This window comes from Citrobacter sp. MGH104 (genome assembly GCF_001034485.1).
GTDB classification, from domain to species: domain Bacteria; phylum Pseudomonadota; class Gammaproteobacteria; order Enterobacterales; family Enterobacteriaceae; genus Citrobacter; species Citrobacter freundii.
Genome location: NZ_KQ089819.1, coordinates 562,513 through 588,758, shown reverse-complemented (window position 1 = coordinate 588,758; position 26,246 = coordinate 562,513). Strand labels below are relative to the sequence as shown.

At 50.9% G+C, this 26,246-nt stretch carries 15 protein-coding genes, 2 tRNA genes and 3 rRNA genes; 8 read left to right on the top strand and 12 right to left on the bottom strand.

All coding sequences use genetic code 11. The annotated features are described in order from the left end of the window. The first annotated feature begins 136 nt into the window (after positions 1–136). The 3 genes from melA to SK34_RS21120 all read left to right on the top strand — a co-directional run bounded on the left by melA (position 137) and on the right by SK34_RS21120 (position 3,272). On the top strand, positions 137–1,492 hold the full coding sequence (gene melA, locus SK34_RS21130) for an alpha-galactosidase (protein WP_003031864.1): 1,356 nt from the start codon (positions 137–139) through the stop codon (positions 1,490–1,492). A 92-nt stretch (positions 1,493–1,584) separates the two neighbouring features. After that, the gene (gene melB / locus SK34_RS21125) at positions 1,585–3,015 is read left to right on the top strand and encodes a melibiose:sodium transporter MelB (protein ID WP_003844787.1); all 1,431 of its coding nucleotides are present in this window, start codon (positions 1,585–1,587) and stop codon (positions 3,013–3,015) included. 2 nt (positions 3,016–3,017) lie between these two features. Beyond that, positions 3,018–3,272, top strand: a complete 255-nt coding sequence (locus SK34_RS21120) for a SemiSWEET transporter (protein WP_003031867.1) — start codon at positions 3,018–3,020, stop codon at positions 3,270–3,272. A gap of 20 nt (positions 3,273–3,292) precedes the next feature. Here SK34_RS21120 and SK34_RS21115 read toward each other — a convergent pair whose 3' ends face one another. The 5 genes from SK34_RS21115 to SK34_RS21095 form a co-directional block, all read right to left on the bottom strand. Next, entirely contained in the window at positions 3,293–3,916 is a 624-nt protein-coding gene (locus tag SK34_RS21115; RefSeq protein WP_003031870.1) for a DUF2238 domain-containing protein, read from the bottom strand. A gap of 147 nt (positions 3,917–4,063) precedes the next feature. Then, complete coding sequence (fumA, locus tag SK34_RS21110) at positions 4,064–5,710, bottom strand: class I fumarate hydratase FumA (protein WP_048234129.1); 1,647 nt, start codon at positions 5,708–5,710, stop codon at positions 4,064–4,066. Positions 5,711–5,806: 96 nt separating this feature from the next. After that, the gene (gene dcuB / locus SK34_RS21105) at positions 5,807–7,147 is read right to left on the bottom strand and encodes an anaerobic C4-dicarboxylate transporter DcuB (protein ID WP_003031873.1); all 1,341 of its coding nucleotides are present in this window, start codon (positions 7,145–7,147) and stop codon (positions 5,807–5,809) included. Between the two features lie 717 nt (positions 7,148–7,864). Beyond that, complete coding sequence (gene dcuR / locus SK34_RS21100; protein ID WP_003031875.1) at positions 7,865–8,584, bottom strand: two-component system response regulator DcuR; 720 nt, start codon at positions 8,582–8,584, stop codon at positions 7,865–7,867. Continuing rightward, on the bottom strand, positions 8,581–10,212 hold the full coding sequence (locus SK34_RS21095) for a sensor histidine kinase (protein ID WP_003841154.1): 1,632 nt from the start codon (positions 10,210–10,212) through the stop codon (positions 8,581–8,583). Before SK34_RS21095 ends, dcuR begins: the two co-directional genes overlap by 4 nt. Positions 10,213–10,808: 596 nt before the next feature. Here SK34_RS21095 and SK34_RS21085 point away from each other — a divergent pair. The 5 genes from SK34_RS21085 to SK34_RS21065 all read left to right on the top strand — a co-directional run bounded on the left by SK34_RS21085 (position 10,809) and on the right by SK34_RS21065 (position 17,873). Beyond that, positions 10,809–12,350: ribosomal RNA gene (locus SK34_RS21085) — 16S ribosomal RNA — on the top strand. An 85-nt stretch (positions 12,351–12,435) separates the two neighbouring features. Further along, a tRNA-Glu gene (locus tag SK34_RS21080) sits at positions 12,436–12,511 on the top strand. A 221-nt stretch (positions 12,512–12,732) separates the two neighbouring features. Beyond that, positions 12,733–15,638: ribosomal RNA gene (locus SK34_RS21075) — 23S ribosomal RNA — on the top strand. 95 nt (positions 15,639–15,733) lie between these two features. Further along, positions 15,734–15,849: ribosomal RNA gene (gene rrf, locus SK34_RS21070) — 5S ribosomal RNA — on the top strand. The 16S, 23S and 5S rRNA genes sit together here with 1 tRNA gene alongside, the layout of an rRNA operon. A 302-nt stretch (positions 15,850–16,151) precedes the next feature. Beyond that, the gene (locus tag SK34_RS21065; RefSeq protein WP_053064292.1) at positions 16,152–17,873 is read left to right on the top strand and encodes a SulP family inorganic anion transporter; all 1,722 of its coding nucleotides are present in this window, start codon (positions 16,152–16,154) and stop codon (positions 17,871–17,873) included. Between the two features lie 219 nt (positions 17,874–18,092). Here SK34_RS21065 and SK34_RS21060 read toward each other — a convergent pair whose 3' ends face one another. The 7 genes from SK34_RS21060 to aspA all read right to left on the bottom strand — a co-directional run bounded on the left by SK34_RS21060 (position 18,093) and on the right by aspA (position 26,047). Then, the gene (locus tag SK34_RS21060; protein ID WP_048234127.1) at positions 18,093–19,754 is read right to left on the bottom strand and encodes a fatty acid--CoA ligase; all 1,662 of its coding nucleotides are present in this window, start codon (positions 19,752–19,754) and stop codon (positions 18,093–18,095) included. Between the two features lie 438 nt (positions 19,755–20,192). Next, positions 20,193–20,268, bottom strand: a tRNA-Phe gene (locus tag SK34_RS21055). Between the two features lie 152 nt (positions 20,269–20,420). Beyond that, a complete protein-coding gene (locus SK34_RS21050) occupies positions 20,421–20,996 on the bottom strand; it encodes a transcriptional regulator (RefSeq protein WP_003844992.1) in 576 nt (191 codons plus the stop codon). Positions 20,997–21,032: 36 nt separating this feature from the next. Further along, positions 21,033–22,742, bottom strand: a complete 1,710-nt coding sequence (locus SK34_RS21045) for a protein-disulfide reductase DsbD (protein WP_048234125.1) — start codon at positions 22,740–22,742, stop codon at positions 21,033–21,035. Next, a complete protein-coding gene (cutA, locus tag SK34_RS21040) occupies positions 22,718–23,065 on the bottom strand; it encodes a divalent cation tolerance protein CutA (RefSeq protein ID WP_003025447.1) in 348 nt (115 codons plus the stop codon). The genes SK34_RS21045 and cutA overlap by 25 nt, the downstream gene beginning before the upstream one ends. Positions 23,066–23,193: 128 nt before the next feature. Further along, positions 23,194–24,495: an anaerobic C4-dicarboxylate transporter DcuA gene (dcuA, locus tag SK34_RS21035; RefSeq protein ID WP_003025449.1), complete on the bottom strand. Its 1,302-nt coding sequence runs from the start codon at positions 24,493–24,495 to the stop codon at positions 23,194–23,196. A gap of 115 nt (positions 24,496–24,610) precedes the next feature. Continuing rightward, complete coding sequence (gene aspA, locus SK34_RS21030) at positions 24,611–26,047, bottom strand: aspartate ammonia-lyase (protein WP_003025452.1); 1,437 nt, start codon at positions 26,045–26,047, stop codon at positions 24,611–24,613. Positions 26,048–26,246 lie beyond the last annotated feature (199 nt).

Below are 26,246 nucleotides of genomic sequence, written 5' to 3'. Positions count from 1 at the left end.
TTTTGTCCCATAAACTCAGATCCAATAGGGTGCAGAGTGATGATCTGAGTTTATGGGAATGCTCAGCAGAGAAGTCGGAAGTTTTCAGCTATACGCTGTGCCACCATGACTGTGTTTACTAATGTTCTGGAGAGTCATGATGTCTGCACCCAAAATTACCTTTATCGGCGCCGGTTCCACGATTTTCGTCAAAAATATTCTTGGGGACGTCTTTCACCGCGATGCGCTTAAATCTGCGCATATCGCCTTGATGGATCTCGATCCTACGCGTCTGGAAGAGTCACACGTTGTTGTGCGCAAGTTGATGGATTCTGCGGGCGCGTCTGGACGAATCACCTGCTATACCGATCAAAAAGCAGCATTACAGGATGCTGATTTTGTGGTGGTCGCTTTCCAGATCGGCGGCTATGAACCCTGTACCGTCACCGATTTTACGGTGTGTAAACGCCATGGTCTGGAGCAGACGATTGCCGACACGCTGGGGCCGGGCGGCATTATGCGCGCGCTGCGCACCATTCCGCATTTATGGCAGATTTGTGAGGATATGACCGAAGTCTGTCCGCAGGCCACCATGCTTAACTACGTTAACCCGATGGCGATGAACACCTGGGCAATGTATGCGCGCTATCCGCATATTAAGCAGGTTGGGCTGTGTCATTCGGTGCAGGGGACGGCGGAGGAGTTGGCCCGCGATCTGAACATTGACCCTGCCTCTTTGCGCTATCGCAGTGCCGGGATCAACCATATGGCATTTTATCTGGAGCTGGAGCGCAAAACGGCGGACGGCGCCTATGTGAATCTCTACCCGGAGCTGCTGGCGGCCTATGAATCCGGTCAGGCGCCGAAACCGAATATTCACGGAAATACCCGTTGCCAGAACATTGTGCGCTATGAAATGTTCAAAAAACTGGGGTATTTCGTCACCGAATCGTCGGAACACTTCGCCGAATATACGCCGTGGTTTATCAAACCGGGGCGTGAAGATCTGATTGAGCGCTATAAGGTGCCATTGGATGAATATCCGAAACGTTGTGTGGAACAGTTGGCGAACTGGAAAAAAGAGCTGGAAGAGTACAAAACGGCTGAGCGGATCGACATTAAACCGTCGCGCGAATATGCCAGCACTATCATGAACGCTATCTGGACCGGTGAACCGAGCGTCGTGTATGGCAACGTTCGCAATGACAATCTGATCGATAACCTGCCGCAAGGTTGCTGTGTTGAAGTCGCTTGTCTGGTTGATGCGAATGGTATTCAGCCAACGAAAGTCGGTGCTCTCCCGTCACATTTGGCGGCTATGATGCAAACCAATATCAATGTTCAGACTCTGCTAACGGAAGCCATCCTGACGGAGAACCGCGATCGTGTTTATCACGCGGCGATGATGGATCCGCATACCGCCGCGGTACTGGGGATTGAAGAGATTTATGCGCTGGTGGACGACCTGATCGCGTCTCACGGCGACTGGCTGCCGGCCTGGCTGCACCGTTAATACACAATCACGCCGGGCAGAGCATCCGGCGTTTAACCTCTGACGTTTCCTCTTACAGAAGGCGGGCGCTGGTAACAGCGACCCGATACCCTATGAGCATCTCTCTGACAACAAAACTCAGTTACGGATTTGGAGCGTTCGGTAAGGATTTCGCTATCGGTATCGTGTACATGTACCTGATGTATTACTACACCGACGTGGTGGGATTATCGGTGGGCGTCGTCGGAACCTTGTTCCTGGTGGCAAAAATATGGAACGCGTTTAACGATCCGGTGATGGGGTGGATAGTGAATGCCACCCGGTCGCGTTGGGGAAAATTTAAACCCTGGATCTTACTCGGTACGCTGGCGAACTCGTTGGTGCTGTTTTTGCTCTTTAGCGCACATCTGTTTGAGGGGACGGCGCAAATCGTTTTTGTTTGTGTGACGTACATATTGTGGGGGATGACCTACACCATTATGGATATTCCATTCTGGTCGCTGGTCCCCACGATTACGCTGGATAAACGCGAACGTGAACAACTGGTGCCGTTCCCTCGTTTTTTTGCCAGCCTTGCAGGGTTTGTCACCGCGGGCGTGACGCTACCCTTTGTAAACTATGTTGGCGGCGCGGATCGCGGGTTCGGTTTTCAGATGTTTACGCTGGTGCTGATCGCATTTTTTATTGTTTCTACCCTCGTAACCTTGCGCAATGTGCATGAAGTGTATTCCTCTGACAGCGAAGCTACCGCAGACAGCACCCGGCTGACGCTGAAATCAATCCTTGCGCTTATCTACAAAAACGATCAGCTTTCCTGCCTGCTGGGGATGGCGCTGGCTTACAACGTGGCGTCCAATATCATTACAGGTTTTGCGATTTACTACTTCACCTACGTGGTGGGTGATGCTGACCTTTTCCCATACTACCTCTCCTATGCCGGAGCAGCTAACTTGCTGACATTGATTCTCTTTCCCCGTCTGTCAAAGGCGCTTTCTCGCCGGGTACTGTGGGCTGGCGCTTCGGTTATGCCAGTTCTCAGCGCAGGCGTATTGCTGATTATGGCTCTGGGGGCATTCCACAATACTTTCCTGATTGTTACCGCAGGGATCCTTCTGAACATTGGTACGGCGCTGTTCTGGGTACTGCAGGTGATTATGGTGGCGGACACCGTAGATTACGGTGAATACAAGTTTAACGTCCGCTGCGAGAGTATTGCCTATGCCGTGCAGACAATGGTGGTCAAAGGTGGCTCGGCGTTTTCCGCTTTCTTTATTGCGGTGGTGCTGGGATTGATTGGTTATGTTCCGAATGCGACGCAATCTGCTGAGACCATCCTCGGCATGCAGTTCATCATGATCGCGCTGCCCACGCTTTTTTTCGTTGTGACACTGGTGCTCTATTTCCGTTACTACCGGTTGAATGGCGATATGCTGCGTAAGATTCAGATCCACCTGCTGGATAAGTACCGAAAAGTGCCGTCGCCCGTCAAACAGTCGAATACTCCGGAGATTCCGGTGGTAGTGGCCAGCGATGTGAAGGCCTAGCTATGGAGTGGCATTCCTGGATTGGCTATCTGGCGGCAACGCTGACGACGCTCTCTTTTTTGCCGCAGGCGATTAAGGTTATTACCACCCGCAACACCCAGGGTATCTCCGGTTTAATGTATGTGATGTTTGTGTGCGGGCTGGTGTTGTGGCTGGCTTATGGGTTATTGATTGAAGATACCGCTGTCAGCATGGCGAACTTTCTGACACTGTTGTTCGCCTTGCCGATTCTGGTTATCAAGTATCGCAGTAGGTAGCGCAGATTGCCGGAGAAGTGTTAGCGCTCTCCGGCCGTTTTCAACTGCCGATTGTGCCAGCCCGCCAACGCGAGGATCGTTGTTAACGCACCGAGCAGGGCGCAGAACATGTCCGACTGGGTATCCCACGGATCACCCTGCGTGCCAAGGAAGTCTTCCGCACCTTGTCCCATTGCCAGCGCTGCCCACCACTCGATCAGTTCATACATTGCGCTAATCGCCAGTGCTACGCAGCAGACTAAAAATGCCAGCATCTTACGACCACGGACAATATTGCCGCGCACTAAAATCTCTCTTGCCGTCAGGGCTGGTACCAGCCCCTGGAAGAAGTGACCCAACTTGTCATAGGGGTTACGACTGAGATCCAGCCATTCCTGAACCTGAAAACCGACGGGAACTTTGGCGTAGGTATACATCCCGCCTACCATCAGAATGATGGCGTGCAAGAAAATCAACGTATAAAGCAGCGGCGTCAATGGGTACTGCTTCATGGTAGCCAGCAACAGCGGTACGACAATAATGACCGGCGTGACTTCCATCAGCCAGGTGATTTTCTCCGAGGCAGAGATACCGGTGTAGATAAGGATCAGCGCCAGGAATACTGCGCCAGTGTGCAAGATTGTGGGGTTCAGAGTGCGGAGCATTGCGAATTCACACGTAATGGAAAAGGTCACTATTCCCTGTGAACGGCAAAAATTCAATACCAGTAAATGGGGGGATAAAGTTGGCCCGGGGGGATCGCTGGACTGACGCCAAAAATTTAGTGCCAGTCCAGTGCCGGGCCGAATGGGTTACTTCGTGCAGTTAGCGCATTGTTTGCTGACGATTTGCTGGAAGAAATCGTTGCCTTTGTCATCGACTAGGATGAAAGCAGGGAAATCTTCTACTTCGATTTTCCAGATAGCTTCCATTCCCAGCTCCGGGTATTCCACGCATTCCAGATGCTTAATGCTCTGCTGCGCCAGTACCGCTGCCGGACCACCGATGCTGCCTAAGTAGAAGCCGCCGTGTTTGTGGCAGGCGTCAGTCACTTGCTGACTGCGGTTACCTTTCGCCAACATGATCATGCTGCCGCCGTGAGACTGCAACAGGTCAACGTAGGAGTCCATACGACCCGCGGTGGTTGGGCCTAAAGAACCGGACGGATAGCCTGCAGGCGTTTTGGCCGGACCCGCGTAGTAGATCGGATGATCTTTCACGTACTGCGGTAAACCTTCGCCGGACTCAATACGTTCTTTTAACTTCGCGTGGGCAATGTCACGACCGACAATGATAGTACCGCTCAGTGACAGACGAGTAGAAACCGGGTACTGAGAGAGCTGAGCGAGGATCTCTTTCATCGGGCGGTTAAGGTCAACTTTAACCACTTCACCTTCACCCGCCTGGCGCAGAGATTCCGGAATGTACTGACCTGGGTTATGTTCCAGTTTTTCAATCCAGATCCCTTCGCGGTTAATCTTGGCTTTAATATTACGGTCTGCGGAGCAAGAAACGCCCATACCAACCGGGCAGGATGCGCCGTGGCGAGGCAGGCGGATCACGCGGATATCATGTGCGAAGTATTTCCCGCCAAACTGAGCGCCAAGGCCGAGTTTCTGTGCCTCGATCAGCAGTTCCTGTTCTAGTTGCAGATCGCGGAACGCCTGGCCGTGAGCATTACCTTCAGTCGGCAGCGCGTCATAGTAGTGTGTGCTGGCCAATTTCACCGTTTTAAGGGTACTTTCCGCTGACGTCCCGCCAATGACGAATGCGATGTGGTACGGCGGGCAAGCTGCAGTACCCAGCGTGCGCATTTTCTCAACCAGGAAGTTTTTCAGTTTGCCGGGAGTCAGCAGCGCTTTGGTTTCCTGATACAGATAGGTTTTGTTGGCTGAGCCGCCGCCTTTGGCCACGCACAGGAATTTGTATTCGTCACCGTCCACGCTGTACAGATCGATTTGTGCGGGCAGGTTGGTGCCAGTATTCACTTCTTTGTACATATCCAGCGCCGCGTTTTGCGAGTAGCGCAGGTTATCTTCAATATAGGTATTAAATACGCCTTTGGAGAGGGCCGCTTCATCGCCGCCGCCGGTCCAAACGCGCTGACCTTTTTTACCCATGATAATTGCCGTACCGGTGTCCTGGCAGGTTGGCAACACGCCTTTGGCGGCGATTTCGGAGTTTCTCAGGAACTGCAGCGCTACGTACTTATCGTTTTCGCTGGCTTCGGGATCATGGAGAATTGAGGCGACTTGCTGTTGGTGTTCTGGGCGGAGCATGAAGGAGGCATCGTGGAAGGCTTGTTGGGCCAGTAGCGTAAGTGCTTCAGGAGCTACTTTCAGGATTGTTTCGCCTTCAAACTCGCCGACACTGACGTGATCGGATGTCAGCAGGTAGTACTCAGTTTTGTCTTCCCCCAGTGGGAAAGCCGCCTGGTAAGTGAATTCAACTTTTGACATTTGCTTCCAGCCTTTTCATTTTTCTCAGGAATTTTAAAATTCTCTGTGTCTTAATGGTGGCGTGCCGTACCAACGCGGACGGCACGCGAACTGTGATTACAGGAAACCGTACATTGCGGCGAAGATCCAACCAAAGACACAGGATACGCTTACGCCGATCAAACCAGGCAGAATGAAGCTGTGGTTGATAACGAAGCGGCCGATGTGGGTGGTGCCAGAGCGGTCAAACTGAATAGCCGCCAGGTCGCTCGGGTAGGTCGGCAGAATGTAGTAACCGTAACATGCCGGAGCGGAAGCCACGATGTACGCTGGATCAACCCCGATTGCCAGTGCGACCGGAACAATCGCTGCCAGCGCTGCTGCCTGGGAGTTTACAAATTTGGATACCAGCAGCAGAACAATTGCATAGGCCCACGGATACTCTTTCACCATATTGCCCAGCACACCTTCGATTTCTGTCATGTGCGCGCCGAACATTGTTTCGGCCATCCAGGCAATACCGTACACCGCCACAATCGCGATCATACCGGAACGGAAGACTTCGTTTTTAGATATTGAAGCGGGATTGGTCTTCGTCAGGATAATAATCAGCGCACCGGTCAGCAGCATGAACATCTGGATAACCAGCACCATTGACAGTGGTTTGCCGCTAAAGGTAGGGCGCAGCTCAGAGAACGCGCCGAGTACGGCAACAACGGCGATAGCGGCAAGGAAGATCCACATGGCCAGCCAGTTGCTTTTCGGCAGCTTTTTGTCTAACAGCGTGGCGGTATCGCCATACACATAGTTGTGGTTTTCAGGTACAGAAATGAACTTCTGGAACTCTTCATCTTTATCCAGATCTTTACCACGGAACCAACTGAAGATACCGATCGCCAGGATACCCAACAGGGTAGACGGGATGGTGATGCTGAGCAGGTCGAGGAATTCGAGATGCTTGCCTTCAAACGTTACGTTACCCAGCATTGCCACCAGTGACACAACGGCTACAGAAACCGGGCTGGCGATAATACCCATCTGCGCACCGATGGAACTCGCCGCCATCGGACGTTCCGGGCGAATATTGTTTTTAATGGCAACGTCATAAATGATTGGCAGGATGGTGTATACCACGTGCCCTGTACCGCAGAGAATCGTCAGGGTGCAGGTAACGAAAGGTGCGACGATGGAAACATATTTTGGGTTACGGCGCAGCAGCTTTTCAGCGATTTGCAGCATAACGTCAAGACCGCCGGAGGCTTGTAAGGTTGCCGATGCGGCCACCACGGCAATAATAACCAGCATGACATCTACAGGTGGTTTACCCGGCTGGAGATGGAAAACGAAAACCAGAATGACCAAGCCGATACCGCCTAATAAACCCAGCGCGATACCGCCCTTTCTGGCACCATAAAACAAACATATTAATATTATGAGAAGTTGTATACTAAATAACATTTTATTTACCCTCGCGAAAAACCCAGTCAATTTTTTGAAAAATGGATCTGTGCCACATTCTTTTTTGCCAGAATAAGCATCAAAAAATGGTCAGTATTCGATATGTCCGTATTTGCGATTAATGTTCAAATGTCTTGCTAGAATTTTTTTTTAAATTTATGGCGATATTTGGTTTTTTCTGTGGCTTTGATCAGAGGAGAGAATCCTCAGGCGATGGGAAGCAGAGCTGAACATGGAGAGCCGCGGTTGACGCTGTAATTTATCTATTTTGCGTTTTCCGCTATTACATGAACCACCGACAGAATGAGTGAGTGGGTTATTTATGTGATCACGGTCACGCCATTTCATGATGTGATGAAGTCGGCGTGCGGATACTTTTATTTGCTCACAAAAATGTACGGTGTCCATGGTACGTAGCATGGTCTCCATTGCTACCAGTCTAGATTTTTTATGTCTGGTTAATTTCAGACTAATCCTTTATGGGTAAAAATACACACTCTGCGAGTTAGATAATACTTAATTAACTTTTGTTAGCGATTTTGAAATTAAAAACAGTGTGATGTTTGTCAATATTAAAATAATACATTTAACATGCCGGATACAAATATATTTGATCTAACGCAAATTTATAATTTTGCAGTGTCAGCTGGTGAAATAGGGGATTTTTCATTATTTTAATAATTGTTACTTTCAAATAACAAATAATCCCAAGTGTATTTATTGGCAATATTGTTTAAGCAATGAGTAGTGTTCAGCCTGCACGCGATAACGATAAACAGGTCTGCCGGTCACGCCATAATGGATGCTGGTAAATAAGATGTGACAATTGACGAGCCAGATAAGGTATTTACGGCAAGAGACGCGCGAGATATTGACCTCGTTAGCCAGCTCATCCGTGGAGAACTCCTGATCCTGGTGCTCATCAATCCACTGGCACAACGTGCGCAACGTTTGTGGCGTTAATCCTTTGGGTAAGCGCCGCGTTTCTTGTTCATTGGAGGAGCTGCCGTGAATCAACTGGTCAAGCTCAGACTGTTCATAGTACTGATGCTTTTCCATCTCAGTTTTTTTCTGTAGCCAGCCGGTGAGCGCCTCTTCAAACCGGGACGCCTGGAAAGGTTTGATCAAGTAGTCAACGACGCCGTAGTGAAGTGAATCTTTAATGGTGGTGGCATCGGCTGCAGAAGAGATGACGATGACATCGCACTTGCAACCTTCACTGTGCAGAACCGGTAGCAGGTCCAGGCCGTTTTCTTTTTGCATATAAATATCTAGCAAAATCAGATCGATATGATGACCGCTATGAAAGATTATCTCTTTTGCTTTCTCCAGCGTGGAGGCTGTGCCGCAGCAGTGAAAACCGGAGAGTTGCGCGACATAACGACGGTTTAATTCCGCTACCATTGCATCGTCATCGACAATTAAGACATTGATCATCTGCTGGCCCTCTCACTATTCCACGGTAACTGTACAAAAAATTGGGTGAAGATCCCAGGTTCAGACTCGACGGATATATTGCCGCCAACGTTTTCAACCTGTTGTTTAACAAGCGCTAAACCTACGCCCCGTTCGGTTCCTTTTGACGAAACGCCCTTCTCAAAGATGTGCTCAATGTTTTCGGGGGCGATCCCCGGACCATCGTCATTCACTTCGCAATGCAACCAGCCGTGTCGATAATGCAAGGATATGCTGATTTCACCACCAGGTTCTTGACCTAGCGCCTCCAGGGCGTTTTCAATCAGATTCCCCAGAACGGTAATCAGCACCGCCACCTGATCTTCGTTGTTATTCTCCGGTAGCTGGCTTTCATTGCTGATGACCAGGCTATGGCCTAAATCAGATGTGCGATTAATCTTACTGAGTAAAAATCCTGCGATCACCGGAGATTTTATTTTTCCTAACAGTGAGCCAATTTCTTCCTGATAATTGTTCGCGGTCTTTAGGATGTAATTTTCAAGCTGCTTATAACTTTTCAGATGCAATAATCCCAGAATCACGTGCAATTTATTCATGAATTCGTGGGATCGTTCACGAAGTGCATCGGCATAGTTGACCATACCGTCCAGGCGTTGCATTAACTTTCGGACTTCAGTCTTATCTCTGAAGGTTGAAATGGCGCCGATGATTTTACCGTTGCTGAGTACCGGGACCGTGTTAATTAAGAGCAGCCGATCCTTCACCATGATCTCTTCATCGCGGCGCGGCGTTCCGTCATGTAGTACCTGTGAAAAATCGACCACTTGTGACCACGCATGGCTGAGCGTGGAGAGCTGGGCATCATCTTGTGATTTGTGATAATCCAGCAGCTCCTGCGCAGCTTGGTTAATCAACGTCACTTCACCGCACTCGTCAACGGCAATGACTCCTTCCTTTATAGAGTGCAGCATCGCCTGGCGTTGTTCGAACAGATTGGAGATTTCATAAGGTTCCAGACCAAACAGAATGCGCTTGAGGACCTTAACGAATATCCATGTACCGAGCAGCCCAACCAGCACGCCAAATAAGATTGACCAGATGATGCTGCCGCGGCTGTTATTGATCTGTTCAGCAACTCTGCTTAGCTCAAGACCGATCGCCACCACGCCAATTTGCTGGTGATGTTCGTCGTATATAGGGGTGAATACCCGCAGGGCTTTAGCCAGAAACCCGCGATTAATGGCGACATTCTCTTTACCTTGCAGGGCCAGCAAAATGTCATCGCCTTTAAATGGCTGGCCGATACGCTGTGCTTCGGGATGGGAGTAACGAATGCTTTGCATATCGGTGACGACGATGAACAAAAAATCGTTGCTCTTATTCACCGCCTGGGCAATCGCTTGAATACCGCTTTCCTCGGGCTTTTTCATTAGTCCCTGGCGGATCTCCGGAGAGTTGGCCAACGTTCGCGCGACGGCAAGCGCTTTACTCGCTAACGCATCGCGCGTCATGTTGCTAATTTGCGAGAAATAAATCAGATGAACGACAAGCAGCACGGAGAAGAGAACTGCACTAACCATGAGGATCACGGTGGTGCCAAGCTTCATCGGGCGTTTGCGTATAGCAGTACGTTGCAGTGAGTGTCTCATCACGGTCCTGGAATCACGGTTTGTGCGGGTATTATCGCCTGATGGGGGGCGTAATTCAAAGGTGGTAGGGATTATGGAGCTTAAGTTGTCAGCCCTTCTTCTTTATATAGCGTAGAGTGAATTTCTTTCTATATAGAGGTTTTCATATCGGTTCTCTCCCTTTTCAGGGACGCTGACAGATAATTTGCTTACGATTGTGGATAACTCTGTGTGTAAATGGGTATAAGGCGGGGTTTTGCTGTGGAATGCAGCAGTCAGTCATTTTTCTGCAATTTAAGGGTTGCGGGCCACAGGAAACTCCCTATAATGCGCCTCCATCGACACGGCGGATGTGAATCACTTCACACAAACAGCCGGTTCGGTTGAAGAAAAAACCTGAAAATGAGGGTTGACTCTGAAAGAGGAAAGCGTAATATACGCCACCTCGCGACAGAGCGCTAAAGCGCGTCGCAACTGCTCTTTAACAATTTATCAGACAATCTGTGTGGGCACTCGAAGATACGGATTCTTAACGTCGCAAGACGAAAAATGAATACCAAGTCTCTGAGTGAACATGCGTAATTCATTACGAAGTTTAATTCACGAGCATCAAACTTAAATTGAAGAGTTTGATCATGGCTCAGATTGAACGCTGGCGGCAGGCCTAACACATGCAAGTCGAACGGTAGCACAGAGGAGCTTGCTCCTTGGGTGACGAGTGGCGGACGGGTGAGTAATGTCTGGGAAACTGCCCGATGGAGGGGGATAACTACTGGAAACGGTAGCTAATACCGCATAACGTCGCAAGACCAAAGAGGGGGACCTTCGGGCCTCTTGCCATCGGATGTGCCCAGATGGGATTAGCTAGTAGGTGGGGTAACGGCTCACCTAGGCGACGATCCCTAGCTGGTCTGAGAGGATGACCAGCCACACTGGAACTGAGACACGGTCCAGACTCCTACGGGAGGCAGCAGTGGGGAATATTGCACAATGGGCGCAAGCCTGATGCAGCCATGCCGCGTGTATGAAGAAGGCCTTCGGGTTGTAAAGTACTTTCAGCGAGGAGGAAGGCGTTGTGGTTAATAACCGCAACGATTGACGTTACTCGCAGAAGAAGCACCGGCTAACTCCGTGCCAGCAGCCGCGGTAATACGGAGGGTGCAAGCGTTAATCGGAATTACTGGGCGTAAAGCGCACGCAGGCGGTCTGTCAAGTCGGATGTGAAATCCCCGGGCTCAACCTGGGAACTGCATCCGAAACTGGCAGGCTAGAGTCTTGTAGAGGGGGGTAGAATTCCAGGTGTAGCGGTGAAATGCGTAGAGATCTGGAGGAATACCGGTGGCGAAGGCGGCCCCCTGGACAAAGACTGACGCTCAGGTGCGAAAGCGTGGGGAGCAAACAGGATTAGATACCCTGGTAGTCCACGCCGTAAACGATGTCGACTTGGAGGTTGTGCCCTTGAGGCGTGGCTTCCGGAGCTAACGCGTTAAGTCGACCGCCTGGGGAGTACGGCCGCAAGGTTAAAACTCAAATGAATTGACGGGGGCCCGCACAAGCGGTGGAGCATGTGGTTTAATTCGATGCAACGCGAAGAACCTTACCTACTCTTGACATCCAGAGAACTTAGCAGAGATGCTTTGGTGCCTTCGGGAACTCTGAGACAGGTGCTGCATGGCTGTCGTCAGCTCGTGTTGTGAAATGTTGGGTTAAGTCCCGCAACGAGCGCAACCCTTATCCTTTGTTGCCAGCGATTCGGTCGGGAACTCAAAGGAGACTGCCAGTGATAAACTGGAGGAAGGTGGGGATGACGTCAAGTCATCATGGCCCTTACGAGTAGGGCTACACACGTGCTACAATGGCATATACAAAGAGAAGCGACCTCGCGAGAGCAAGCGGACCTCATAAAGTATGTCGTAGTCCGGATTGGAGTCTGCAACTCGACTCCATGAAGTCGGAATCGCTAGTAATCGTGGATCAGAATGCCACGGTGAATACGTTCCCGGGCCTTGTACACACCGCCCGTCACACCATGGGAGTGGGTTGCAAAAGAAGTAGGTAGCTTAACCTTCGGGAGGGCGCTTACCACTTTGTGATTCATGACTGGGGTGAAGTCGTAACAAGGTAACCGTAGGGGAACCTGCGGTTGGATCACCTCCTTACCTTAAAGAACCTGCCTTTGAAGTGCTCACACAGATTGTCTGATGAACAGTAAATAGCAAGGCGTCTTGCGATTGAGACTTCAGTGTCCCCTTCGTCTAGAGGCCCAGGACACCGCCCTTTCACGGCGGTAACAGGGGTTCGAATCCCCTAGGGGACGCCACTTGCTGGTATGTGTGAGTGAAAGTCGCCGACCTTAATATCTCAAAACTTACCTTCGGGTGACGTTTGAGATATTTGCTCTTTAAAAATCTGGATCAAGCTGAAAATTGAAACGACACACTGTTTCATTTCTCCGTAATAAGAAATGAAAAGCGGTGTGTTCGAGTCTCTCAAATTTTTGCAAGTCGATGATGAATCGAAAGAAACATCTTCGGGTTGTGAGGTTAAGCGACTAAGCGTACACGGTGGATGCCCTGGCAGTCAGAGGCGATGAAGGACGTGCTAATCTGCGATAAGCGTCGGTAAGGTGATATGAACCGTTATAACCGGCGATTTCCGAATGGGGAAACCCAGTGTGTTTCGACACACTATCATTACGTGAATACATAGCGTAATGAAGCGAACCGGGGGAACTGAAACATCTAAGTACCCCGAGGAAAAGAAATCAACCGAGATTCCCCCAGTAGCGGCGAGCGAACGGGGAGCAGCCCAGAGTCTGAATCAGCTTGTGTGTTAGTGGAACGGTCTGGAAAGTCCGACGGTACAGGGTGATAGTCCCGTACACCAAAATGCACAGGTTGTGAACTCGAAGAGTAGGGCGGGACACGTGGTATCCTGTCTGAATATGGGGGGACCATCCTCCAAGGCTAAATACTCCTGACTGACCGATAGTGAACCAGTACCGTGAGGGAAAGGCGAAAAGAACCCCGGCGAGGGGAGTGAAAAAGAACCTGAAACCGTGTACGTACAAGCAGTGGGAGCCTACTTGTTAGGTGACTGCGTACCTTTTGTATAATGGGTCAGCGACTTATATTCTGTAGCAAGGTTAACCGTATAGGGGAGCCGAAGGGAAACCGAGTCTTAACTGGGCGTTAAGTTGCAGGGTATAGACCCGAAACCCGGTGATCTAGCCATGGGCAGGTTGAAGGTTGGGTAACACTAACTGGAGGACCGAACCGACTAATGTTGAAAAATTAGCGGATGACTTGTGGCTGGGGGTGAAAGGCCAATCAAACCGGGAGATAGCTGGTTCTCCCCGAAAGCTATTTAGGTAGCGCCTCGTGAATTCATCTTCGGGGGTAGAGCACTGTTTCGGCTAGGGGGTCATCCCGACTTACCAACCCGATGCAAACTGCGAATACCGAAGAATGTTATCACGGGAGACACACGGCGGGTGCTAACGTCCGTCGTGAAGAGGGAAACAACCCAGACCGCCAGCTAAGGTCCCAAAGTCATGGTTAAGTGGGAAACGATGTGGGAAGGCACAGACAGCCAGGATGTTGGCTTAGAAGCAGCCATCATTTAAAGAAAGCGTAATAGCTCACTGGTCGAGTCGGCCTGCGCGGAAGATGTAACGGGGCTAAACCATGCACCGAAGCTGCGGCAGCGACACTATGTGTTGTTGGGTAGGGGAGCGTTCTGTAAGCCGTTGAAGGTGTGCTGTGAGGCATGCTGGAGGTATCAGAAGTGCGAATGCTGACATAAGTAACGATAATGCGGGTGAAAAACCCGCACGCCGGAAGACCAAGGGTTCCTGTCCAACGTTAATCGGGGCAGGGTGAGTCGACCCCTAAGGCGAGGCCGAAAGGCGTAGTCGATGGGAAACAGGTTAATATTCCTGTACTTGGTGTTACTGCGAAGGGGGGACGGAGAAGGCTATGTTAGCCGGGCGACGGTTGTCCCGGTTTAAGCATGTAGGCGGAGGTTCCAGGTAAATCCGGTACCTTTTAACGCTGAGGTGTGATGACGAGGCACTACGGTGCTGAAGTAACAAATGCCCTGCTTCCAGGAAAAGCCTCTAAGCATCAGGTAACACGAAATCGTACCCCAAACCGACACAGGTGGTCAGGTAGAGAATACCAAGGCGCTTGAGAGAACTCGGGTGAAGGAACTAGGCAAAATGGTGCCGTAACTTCGGGAGAAGGCACGCTGATATGTAGGTGAAGCGGTTTACCCGTGGAGCTGAAATCAGTCGAAGATACCAGCTGGCTGCAACTGTTTATTAAAAACACAGCACTGTGCAAACACGAAAGTGGACGTATACGGTGTGACGCCTGCCCGGTGCCGGAAGGTTAATTGATGGGGTTATCCGTAAGGAGAAGCTCTTGATCGAAGCCCCGGTAAACGGCGGCCGTAACTATAACGGTCCTAAGGTAGCGAAATTCCTTGTCGGGTAAGTTCCGACCTGCACGAATGGCGTAATGATGGCCAGGCTGTCTCCACCCGAGACTCAGTGAAATTGAACTCGCTGTGAAGATGCAGTGTACCCGCGGCAAGACGGAAAGACCCCGTGAACCTTTACTATAGCTTGACACTGAACACTGGTCCTTGATGTGTAGGATAGGTGGGAGGCTTTGAAGTGTGGACGCCAGTCTGCATGGAGCCATCCTTGAAATACCACCCTTTAATGGCTGGTGTTCTAACGTGGACCCGTTACCCGGGTTGCGGACAGTGTCTGGTGGGTAGTTTGACTGGGGCGGTCTCCTCCTAAAGAGTAACGGAGGAGCACGAAGGTTAGCTAATCCTGGTCGGACATCAGGAGGTTAGTGCAAAGGCATAAGCTAGCTTGACTGCGAGAGTGACGGCTCGAGCAGGTGCGAAAGCAGGTCTTAGTGATCCGGTGGTTCTGAATGGAAGGGCCATCGCTCAACGGATAAAAGGTACTCCGGGGATAACAGGCTGATACCGCCCAAGAGTTCATATCGACGGCGGTGTTTGGCACCTCGATGTCGGCTCATCACATCCTGGGGCTGAAGTAGGTCCCAAGGGTATGGCTGTTCGCCATTTAAAGTGGTACGCGAGCTGGGTTTAGAACGTCGTGAGACAGTTCGGTCCCTATCTGCCGTGGGCGCTGGAGAATTGAGGGGGGCTGCTCCTAGTACGAGAGGACCGGAGTGGACGCATCACTGGTGTTCGGGTTGTCATGCCAATGGCATTGCCCGGTAGCTAAATGCGGAAGAGATAAGTGCTGAAAGCATCTAAGCACGAAACTTGCCCCGAGATGAGTTCTCCCTGACTCCTTGAGAGTCCTGAAGGAACGTTAAAGACGATGACGTTGATAGGTCGGGTGTGTAAGCGTAGCGATACGTTGAGCTAACCGATACTAATGAACCGTGAGGCTTAACCTTACAACGCCGAAGATGTTTTGGCGAAATTGAGACGATTTTCAGCATTGATTACAGATTACATTAACCGGCGAAAAGCGGGTTAATAACAGAATTTGCCTGGCGGCTGTAGCGCGGTGGTCCCACCTGACCCCATGCCGAACTCAGAAGTGAAACGCCGTAGCGCCGATGGTAGTGTGGGGTCTCCCCATGCGAGAGTAGGGAACTGCCAGGCATCAAATAAAGTGAAGAAGCCCATCCTGACGGATGGGCTTTTTTGCGTGTGTGCGGGGTAAAAAAAACGGCGGACGGGAACGTATTTGCAGGCGCTAATAAGCGCAGCGCATCAGGCAGATCACGACACCGCACCATCGGGTGCAGAGCAATATCCTGAGTCTCCATAACACAAGCCATTCTGCGGCATACGCGATAAACACCCAATCTGAATTATCTGTATTACCTCCCGAAAATATCAGGATCTCCTGCGGCAGTTACGTGTACCTTTATCTATTAGTAAGGGTCAATCCGGAGAATAAAGTGTTCGGAAAAATGGTATTAAACTACATGCCGGGTCTAAAAAATTTATTAGCGTACGATAAAAGCTGGCTAAAACATGATGTTAAAGCCGGGTTATCCGTTGCTGCCGTAGCACTACCGGTTGCGATTGCTTACGCTGAGTTGGCGGGAGTCGGGGCTATCGTCGGGTTATATTCCTGCGTTTTGCCAATGCTAGCTTATGCACTGTTTGGTTCTTCCCGCCAATTGATTGTTGGCCCTGATGCCACGACCTGCGCGGTAATTGCGGCAGTTGTGGTTCCTCTTTCTGCCGGAAATCCAGAACTCCACTGGCAGTTAACAATCGTCATGACCGTGATGATGGGAGGATGGTGTCTACTTGCCAGTAAGTTTCGCCTGGGTGCGCTTGCTGATCTGCTTTCTCATCCCATTCTAACGGGGCTGCTTAACGGCGTTGCCGTGACGATTATTGTCGGGCAACTCGGTAAGGTGCTGGGGATTACGCTTGATGAAGAGCAAGTGATAGAGAAGATTATTGCCCTGCCAGGCCGACTCTCGGAAATTCATTTATTAACCTTAGGGATCTCCATCCTAACGTTAGCGATTTTAATAGCTATCAAAACGTTTCGTAGCCAATGGCCAGCACCGTTGATTGCAATTGTGATAACAACGGCGCTGGTATGGATCACATCTGCACAGCAGTATGGTATTGCCACTATTGGGGGATCGGGCTTCCAGTCTGGTTTGCCTGTTGTTCACTGGGGCTCATTTCAGCCTGGTCTGGCACGTGATTTATTGATCCCTGCGCTGAACCTGGCATTAGTCAGTTTTGTTAGCCTGATGCTAACCGCTCGCAGTTTTGCCGCGAAAAATGGATACGAAATAAATGCTGATGCTGAGTTCAGGGCTTTGGGTGTTGCGAATCTGATGTCTGGCTTATCTCAGGGGTTTGCGATTAGCGGAGCCGATTCCCGGACTGCGGTAAATGACTCCACCGGAGGGAAAAGCCAGCTGGTTTCCGTTGTTGCAGCCTTAATCATCGGAATCGTCGTAGTATTTTTCACGCAGCCATTACCATTTATTCCGGTATCTGCATTAGGTATTGTTCTAATTTATGCATCGTGGTCATTGATTGATTTACGCGGGCTCTGGAATCTGAGACGAAGAAATAAATCCGCATTTCGCCTGGCATTCTTCACCTTTGGTTGTGTTCTGATTATTGGTGTTATTCAGGGGATTGGCCTTGCGGTATTGCTGGGTCTGTTGCAGTTCCTGCGCACAGTTTTTCGTCCTACTGAACACTTATTGGGAATTGACGAAAATGGGATGATTCACTCACTAGGTAATTCAACTGATGTGAAAATGATCCCTGGCGTGTTGATGTACCGATTTAACTCACCGCTGACCTATTTTAATGTGGCCTATTTTAAGCGTCGCGTTTTGAATTTAGTCGATGGTGCAGTACTACAACCTAAATGGGTGGTCATTGACGCCGTTTCTTGCTTTACCTATTCAGATATCAGCGTCCTGGCAACCATTAATGAGTTAAAACGGGACCTGAAGGGGCGGCAGATTAAGTTAATTCTTGCGGGCCGGAAAACGGAGTTAACACGCTGGTTTAAAGAGAGTCGACCGACAATGAAGGACGACGACATGATTATGGCACCAGACCTTTATTTGGCGCTGCGGTTTATTCAAAGCAAAGAAAGCATGAGTGAGGGTGAATCTGGCGTTGTTGAATAAAGCAGATTTAGGTAAATGATCAGGCTGGATGGAAGGCGCTGATGACGGGTTTTCGTCCAGCAGGACCTGACCTCGACCAGAACCCCATGTTGCTAAAGGGGAGATCAGCATCCGCGCGGGGACGGTGAGTTCCCCGGCAGAGCATTGATATCGGCAAGCTACCTGAAATATAAGCAGTGTGACTGTTGTTAACCTTACGCTGTGAATGCGACAGATCGTTTAAATGATATCCTTCCCATTGCTGGCTTCGAGCTCCCGAATCAGGCGCTTGTTGATCTTGCCAACGCTGGTTTTAGGAATATCCGGGACTATCCTTATCTGTCGTGGGATCGCCCATTTAGTGATGTGGCCGCGGTCGACGAATCCTTGTAAATGTGTCGCTATGGCTTGCGGCTCCAGGTCCTCCCCTTCCTTGCAAACCACCAGAGCCAGGGGGCGTTCGCCCCACTGCTCATCAGGTATCCCGACGACGGCTACCGACCTGACCGCCGCGTGTGAGCTGATGAGGCTCTCAAGCTCCAGCGTGCTTATCCACTCACCGCCCGTCTTGATTACGTCTTTGATGCGATCCTTGATTTCCACTATCCCATGGGGATCGATAGAGGCTATGTCGCCGGTGTGCAGCCAACTGCCATTCCATAGCTCAGCTCCTTTCTCGGGTTCCTTCAGGTAGCCCTGAGTCAACCAAGGGGCTCGTACCACTATTTCGCCCAGGGCTTCTCCGTCGTGCACCACCTCCCGACCTTCGCCATCGACGATACGCAGATCCACCAACGGGACAGGCAGGCCGGTCCGAATCCGCAGGGGTAACTGTTCATCCATGGGAAGGGCCAGCTCGGCATCGCTTAAGTGGGTCATACAGAGCAGGGGACAGGTCTCAGACATGCCATAGCCGGCGTGAATGCGTATGCCCCTATGGTGGGCCTGTGTCGCCAGTCCAAGGGACAGTGAACTGCCACCGAGTAACATCTTCCATCCTGACAGATCAGTCTGCGTGGCTTCTTCGCACTCAAGGATCATCTGCAAAATGGTTGGCACACAATGCGAGAAGGTCACACCCTCATCGTGATAAAACCGCACCAGTTTGTTGGGGTCGTAACGACCGGGGTATACCTGCTTCACACCCAGCATTGTTGCGACATAAGGAGCGCCCCAGGCATGCACGTGGAACATAGGGGTGATCGGCATGTAGACATCGTTCGATCGTAGCAGCGACTGTCCCTCGTGGGCAGCCAGGAGACCCAGCTCATTGAGCGTGTGCAGGACCAGTTGGCGATGGCTAAAGTAGACTCCCTTGGGATTGCCCGTGGTTCCAGTGGTATAGAACAAGGTAGCTATCGAGTTTTCATCGAAGTCGGGGAAGTCAAAGAGTTCTCCCGCTGCGGCCAGCAGGGTCTCATATTCCCCGAGCACCGACAGGCTGGTCGCCTTCGATTCTTCGTCACTAAGCTGGATGTATCCCCGGACAGTGGTCAGTGTCTCTGCCAGTGACTCGACAACCGGCAAGAAGTCGTCGTGCACCAGTACCAGGTTGTCCTCGGCATGATTCATGGTGTAAGCGATTTGGTCCGCCGAGAAGCGGACGTTCACCGTGTGCAGCACGGCCCCAATCATGGGTACCGCGAAGAAGCACTCGAGGGCGCGATGGCTGTCCCAATCTAGCAGGGCGACGGTGTCTCCAGGCATGACACCGGCCGCTGTCAGCATGTTTGCCAGGCGATGAATGCGCTGTTTGAGGGTACGATAGTCGTAACGGAGCTTATCGGCGTAGACGATTTCTCGCTCGGGATGAGAACGCCCACCCGACAGCAGTAGGCTCTTGATCAGCAACGGATAGGCATGAGCCCCCTGCGCTGGCTGTATGATTTTTGTTTTCACCATCCAGATTCCTCGTTGACTCACTATTTGCTCGGTATGATGGCAATTGTAGATTAAGGTTGGCCTTTACTCCCTGGCGTTTGCTTCAGATATCGAGGCGGCGACCAGTTCCAGCTCCTGGGGATGAATGTGCGTACCTTGCAACGCGATCGGGTTATTCGCTACCTGCAGAATCCTGGCTACTCTATGCCCAGTTCCTTCACCCGCTGGTTCAGTGCCCAAGGCTGTTCAGATAAATTACTCAAATCTGGCCTACGGTTAAGCACGTCAGAAAAAGAGGTGTGCCTGATACCGCTATATTTTTTGCAGTACCATCGTGGTCTCACTGAAAGGTTTAACTGGCGTGATGAGGTAGGGTAGGAGTCGCTGTGGACAGAACGATCAGAAATCTAGCAGAACCTGAAAGCAAAAAACCCGCCATAGGCGGGTTCTTCTGAATAGTGGTGCCCGGACTCGGAATCGAACCAAGGACACGGGGATTTTCAATCCCCTGCTCTACCGACTGAGCTATCCGGGCAACGGGGCGCATTAAACCGTATTCACGTCTGTCAGTCAATCAAATTTCTGGAAACATTGTTCAACCGCTTAATATTGCGGCAATCTGCATGGTTATGCCTGAAGTTTGCACAAATCTCCCCGACAGATGCGGCTAAAACAGATAATGCTCGCTTAGGTCAGCGCACCGCCCATTCGGCACTGGGCAAAGCGTAGGATATCTTCAGCCAGGTGGTGTGCCGTTTCGACATCAGCATGACTACGATTAACCAGCATGCGGCTCAGGCAGCCTTCCAGCACCAGTTCCATCTGTTTGGCGACCATTGCCGGGTCGTCAACTTCCAGCGTCGTGAGCAGTTCATGGGTGAAGTCATGTGCAGCCTTTTTTTGCTGATCGGCTAACTGATGGATCGGATGCCCGGGATCAGGGTAAAACGTACAGGCGGCGATGAACAGACAGCCGGGATAGCGATTATTGCTCACGCATTCGGACAGTGCGGTGTAGCGCGCCAGCAATTTCTGCTCAGCGCTCAGGGTGTCATCCAGCAAAAGCTGACGCCGCCAGACATCCACCCGCTGGCTGAGGTAACGTAGCGCATCGTACAGAATGGCCTCTTTATCGGGCCAAAAGCGCTGCAGTTCATCCAGAGGATAATCGATACGTTCGGCCACCATTTCCAGCGTGGTATTGGCTATCCCTTGCACCTCAAGTAATTTCAGGGCTTCTCCCAGGACATCTTCACGTTGCACGGTATTCTCCTCCGTATTTCCTGTTGCAAGTGTCGCTCACGGTTGGCGATCGCGCAAATGTGCGCTGAAGCTAGCGGCATCCATAAAACCCGTTACCCGGGCCTCCGGATGCTCTTTTCCCTCGGCATCAAAGAACAAGATAGTCGGCAAACCTAAAACCTGTAGATGTTTCAGCAGAGCGACATCCTGGGCATTGTTTGCTGTCACATCCGCTTGCAACAGCACCGTGTTGCCTAGCGCTTGCTGAACCTGCGGATTACTGAACGTGTACTTTTCAAATTCCTTACAGGCTACACACCAGTCGGCATACAGATCCAGCATGACTGGCCTGCCTTTAGCTTGCTCCAGCGCTTGATTTAACGCATCTACCGATGCCACCGGCGTGAAGTTAAGGTGTGCCTGGGGTTGAGTATGCGGCGCGCCGAACGTCCAGTCTTGCAGTGGACGCACGCATACCAGTGCTGCGGCTAACAGGACAATCTGCACGATACGCATCCAGGCGTGCTTTGCCTGCAGGCTGGTAATGAACGCCCAGCCAAAGAACGCGACGCCTAACAGTGACCATAAGCGAACGCCCCACTCGTCGCCAACGATACGTTCGAGTAAGAAGACGGGAAGCGCCAGAATGACAAAGCCAAAAGCGGTTTTGACATGTTCCATCCATGGGCCACTTTTAGGCAGCAGGCGGTTGCCAAATACGGTAATCAGCATCAGAGGTAATCCCATCCCCAACGCATACAGATACAGCGTGCCGCCTCCCAGCCACATGTTCCCGCTCTGAGCGATATACAGCAAAATCGCGCTTAGCGGGGCCGTTGTGCAAGGAGAACAGATGAGGCCAGCAATCGCCCCCATCGCAAAGACGCTGCCGGGAGCTCCGCCTTGCTGGCGGTTACTCATTAGCGTGAGGCGCGTTTGCAGCGATGAAGGCAGTTGCAGTGTGAACAGGCCAAACATCGACAGAGCCAGCAGCGTAAAGATGACGGCAAGGCCAATCAGGACGTAAGGATGTTGTAGCGCGGCCTGGAACTGTAAACCGGCGGCTGCAACAACCAAACCCAGCGCGGTATAGGTGAGCGCCATCCCTTGAACGTAGATAAACGTCAGCAGCAGTGCCCGTCCGGTTGATAAGCGTTGCTTGCCGCCCAGTACGATCCCGGAAATCAGCGGATACATCGGCAGTACGCAGGGCGTAAACGCGATGCCTATTCCGATCAGCAATGCCCACAGAGCGGTAAAGGGAAGTTGAGCCGCGGGCTGCGGTTTCTCTTGCGGATCTGTAGTGGCTGGGGCTGGCGCAGGGGAGGCCGCGGCACCGGCAGACACTTCACTTAATGGCACCGTTTTTGTTTCTGGTGGATAGCAAAATCCGGCGTCGGCGCAGCCCTGGTATGTGATCGTTAATGTTGCGCCAGACTTAGCCTGATTGACCGTGATCGGGATAGTCAGCTGTTTACGGTAAATCTCACTTTTGCCGTAAAACTCATCTTCATGCCAGACGCCTGGCGGTAGTTTTATCTCGGCAATATCGGCCTGAGATGGCGTAATGCTTATCTGTTTGCGATACAGATAATAGCCATCTTTAACCTGCCATGTGAGGTTCAGATCGTGTTGGTTTTGCTGAAAATCAAAAACAAACGCCCGATCGGCAGGTACAAACTGCGAGCGGCCAGGCGCGTCAAATAATCCAGCAAAGGTAGATGTGCTGCACAGCAGCAGGATCAGCGTAAGGATGCGTTGAGCCATGAGCGGTAATCAAAGTCTCCGTGAGTGACGGGTAAAACCAGAAGTTCAGGCGTTTGATATGGATGATGTGACTTCAGGCAATCGAGAAGGGCTTGCTGGTGTGTGACGGTGGTTTTTAAAATCATCTGCACTTCATATTCCTGTTCCAGTTTGCCTTCCCAATAGTAGAGGGAGGTCGCACCGGGTAGCAGGGTCACGCAGGCAGCCAGCTTTTCCGCCAGCACTTTGGCGGCGAGATCCTGGGCGGTTGCTTCATCCGGGGCGGTACAGAGCACCACAACGGTATCGGGGATGGAAATATCCTGACTCTTTACATCAAGCATAAACACCTCGAAAGAACAGAGTAACCAGCAAAAGAATGGTCACTATACAACGGACGAGGAAAGGATGTTAGCTAAAGCGGGGTGGGGAGGAGGAACTGCAGGGCGCGAAGGCACCCTGCAGTAAAGTCTTACAGCATGAAGCTGCCCAGCAAGAAGCCGAAGCAGACAGCCAGAACCACACCCAGAGTACCTGGGATGAAGAACGGATGGTTAAAGACGAATTTACCGATGCGAGTTGTACCGGTGTCATCCATTTGAACCGCCGCAACCAGAGTTGGGTAGGTTGGCAGAATGAACAGACCAGAAACCGCGGCGAAAGATGCAACAGCAGTCAGTGGGGAAACGTTCAGAGCCAGAGCCATCGGCATCAGTGCTTTAGCGGTTGCAGCCTGAGAGTACAGCAGCGCGGAAGCAAAGAAGAAGATGACCGCCAGCAGCCACGGATGACCCTGAATTACGCTACCTGCAGTATCTTTGATCCAGTCAATGTTGTGAGATACGAAGGTATCACCCAGCCATGCAACACCAAGGATACAAATACAGGCGCTCATACCGGCTTTGAAGGTGCTGGAGTTCAGGATGGAGTCAGTTTCAACGCGGCAGACGATCGTGGTCAGCGTCGCGACGCTCAGCATGATGATCAGGATTGCGTTGGTGGTGTTCATCAGCGGTTTAGCCACCAGGCCAAGGCTTGGGCTGTTGATGATGGCGTATACAACTACGCAAACCACGCCCAGCAGGAACAACCAAACGGAGGTTTTCGCGCCAGCTTTGATTTCAACTTGTCTTTCACCGCGCAGTTCAACCAGGCCTTCTTCCAGACGCTTACGATAAATCGGGTCGTCAGACAGTTTGGAGTTGAACAGTGCGGTGATCAGGAAGGACATCACCAGAACGGCCAGCAGGGTGGACGGAATGACCACGGACAGCAGGTGAATGTAGCTGATGCCATGACCTTCCATGACGGAAGACATGTAAACCACGGCTGCGGAGATTGGAGAAGCCGTAATCGCAATCTGTGCAGAAACCACTGCGGTAGAGAGCGGACGGCAAGGCTTGATACCTTGTTCCTTCGCAACTTCAGCGATAACCGGCAGCGTTGCCAGAGAGATGTTGCCAGTACCGGCAAAGATAGTCAGGAAATAGGTCACGATAGGTGCAAGGATCGTGATGTATTTCGGGTTCTTACGCAGCAGTTTTTCAGTTTGATGAACCAGATAGTCCAGACCACCTGCAATCTGCATAGCTGAAATGGCAGCGATAACCGCCATGATGATGGAAATAACATCGAACGGGATATTACCGGGTTTTACGCCGATAGCGGCAAGAACCAGAACACCCAGCCCACCTGCAAATCCAATACCGATACCCCCAAGTCTGGCACCTAAAAAGATTGCCAGCAAAACGATGATAAGTTCTAAAACTATCATATTAGCCTTCCTTGTTGTTTAACAAGTTGATATTAAATTGTTGTTTTTAAGTAACTTCGAGTAAGAAAAAAGGCACGTCATCATGACGTGCCTTCTCCGGTACTACCCTACACGATTACTGTTCGCTTTCATCAGTATAACGTTTTGCTTTATAAGCAGGGTGCATCAGGTTCTGTGCAGAGAAGATATCGTCCAGTTCAGACTCGGTCAACAGACCGCGTTCCAGGACAACTTCACGTACGCTCTTACCAGTTTCGGCACAAATTTTACCGACGATGTCGCCGTTGTGGTGACCGATGAACGGGTTGAGGTAAGTAACGATGCCGATGGAGTTGAATACAAACGCTTCACAGACTTCTTTGTTAGCAGTGATACCACTAACGCATTTTTCCAGCAGGTTGTAGCAAGCGTTGCTCAGAATGTGAATGGATTCAAACATTGCCTGACCAATGACCGGCTCCATTACGTTCAGCTGCAGCTGACCAGCTTCAGATGCCATGGTGACAGTGATGTCGTTACCGATGACTTTGAAGCACACCTGGTTTACGACTTCCGGAACAACCGGGTTCACTTTAGCTGGCATGATAGAAGACCCAGCCTGCAGTTCCGGCAGGTTGATCTCGTTCAGACCCGCACGCGGACCAGAGGAGAGCAAACGCAGGTCGTTACAGATTTTGGACATCTTCACAGCCAGACGTTTCAGTGCGCCGTGCACCATAACGTATGCGCCACAGTCAGAAGTTGCTTCAATCAGGTCTTCTGCCGGAACACAGGCGAAGCCAGTGACTTCAGCCAGTTTCTGTACTGCCAGCGGAGAGTACTCTTTCGGCGTGTTCAGACCAGTACCGATTGCTGTTGCGCCGAGGTTAACTTCCAGCAGCAGCTCAGCGGTACGCCCAATGTTTTTCACTTCTTCTTTCAGCAGTACGCTGAAAGCACGGAATTCCTGACCGAGAGTCATCGGTACAGCATCCTGCAGCTGGGTACGACCCATTTTCAGGATGTCCTGGAATTCATCGGCTTTTTTCTCAAAGCCTTCACGCAGCTGGTTCAGTGCATCAATCAGTTTGATGATGGATGCGTATACAGCGATACGGAAGCCAGTTGGGTATGCATCGTTGGTAGACTGACATTTGTTAACGTGGTCGTTCGGGTTCAGGTACTGATATTCACCTTTCTGGTGACCCATCAGTTCCAGACCGATATTGGCCAGAACTTCGTTGGTGTTCATGTTGACGGAGGTACCCGCACCACCCTGGTAAACGTCTACCGGGAACTGATCCATGCATTTTCCGTTATTCAGGACTTCATCACACGCCGCGATGATGGCATTTGCCACACTCTTAGGAATGGTTTGCAGCTCTTTGTTGGCCATTGCCGCTGCCTTTTTAACCATTACCATACCGCGAACAAATTCAGGAATATCGCTGATTTTGCTGTTGCTAATGTAGAAGTTTTCAATCGCTCTCAGAGTGTGGACACCGTAGTAGGCGTCCGCTGGAACTTCCCTGGTACCCAACAAGTCTTCTTCGATACGAATGTTGTTTAACATGTGAACCTTCTTTTTCAAGCTGCCAATGATTTGACTAAACACACAGGATATATGTGATTTCGATTGTTTCTCGACCGACGATTATCCCCTGCATCGGTCTGATACCCGAGATCATATGCTGGTTAAGGATTTCTACCGTAATCTGGATCACTTAAAGCGTGGAATTTACCCCTTATTTATTATTCTGTGAAATGGATCA